Here is a 1,165-nt window from a genome sequence, read left to right as displayed (position 1 = left end):
GCTATTCTCCTCAGAATCAGAAATTTTTATCCTCAATTTCTCGCAATCCTCGCTATGGGGTCGCCTAGACGGGCGCTATTCTCGGGCAGCCTCCTAGAGCATACGCTGTACAGAAGAAAGCCTGCTAACAATGCGTTTGCCGTAGCGCACAATCAGGTCAGGTATCTTCCGTTCCGGAAATCGCGCAAAACTGCTGTGAATAAACGACCAGGCAGCGTGTGCCTGTTTGATTGGCACCATGGCATGGGGATGATCACCTAACTCATCATTGAAAGCAGTCATTCGCTGATCGAACCGGTTAGCCTGTGCTTTCAGTTGCATTTGGTTGGTAATGGCAGCTTCAGTATTTTGTTCTGAAACCAGCAGGTTCAGGTAGTCTCTGGTCATATATTGCATCAATAGTGCTTGCTCCAGAAAGCGAAGCTTAACCGTGTCTCCAGCCAGGACGTCGGTGGCTTTTTGCCTCAGCAGCAACAGCTGACGATCCATTTTGGCCAGTACCCGCAGTAATGAGGTCGCAGCGGGAGGCTCTGAACTGGCTGGAATGGTGCTCAGCCAGGTAATGTGTTTATTGATCACCGGCCAAAGGGATACGACGGTGACCAGCAGGTTATTGGCTTCAGGGTCTTGAAGGCTTTCTGGCAGAGTGTTGATGGTGATGTTTACTGATTGCTGTGCCAGCTGCAGCGCGTTTCTGGCATCCTGATCGAGAAAATCCAGCTGCAGGTGGTGAATGCTGATCAGTATATCATTGAGCATTATTTGCTGCTGGATAATGGTTGCAGGAGATAGAGCAGGGGGTTCTTTTTCGCTTGCTTTTACACCGAATGCCAGCAGGATTGTGGACAATGTGATTACCGTTGCTGCACGAAAAGCTGCACGAAAAATCATAGTGGCTTCCGGGTTGTTTTTAATCAGGTGTATATCGGTAAGCGGGATGCCCGCTGTAGGAGGCAGACCTGAATACCCTCTGCGAATTAAAGCTTGTGCAGTGTGATGCAGGCACCCTTCCCTGGGTGTCAGATCAATCCCTTGTTTTTATTTGTAGCAAAGTTGTTCTGGTATGGATAGCCCTTTGTTGGTAGTTGCTTATACCAATTCCACCTTCTGAATATGAGCTGCGCAGCCATTTTGGACAGCTGGATCTTCGTTGGAATTCCTCGCA

Annotated in this window: 1 protein-coding gene; it reads right to left on the bottom strand. The window is 48.9% G+C overall.

Features of this window, described 5'->3' with window-relative positions:
- Positions 1-93: 93 nt before the first annotated feature.
- Positions 94-891 (bottom strand): hypothetical protein, encoded by a 798-nt coding sequence (locus tag KDK15_RS02580; RefSeq protein ID WP_257293807.1) that lies wholly within the window; start codon positions 889-891, stop codon positions 94-96.
- Positions 892-1,165 lie beyond the last annotated feature (274 nt).

Source organism: Endozoicomonas sp. YOMI1 (assembly GCF_024606345.1).
Taxonomy (GTDB): Bacteria; Pseudomonadota; Gammaproteobacteria; order Pseudomonadales; family Endozoicomonadaceae; genus Endozoicomonas.
This window is presented reverse-complemented; position numbering and strand designations above follow the sequence as displayed.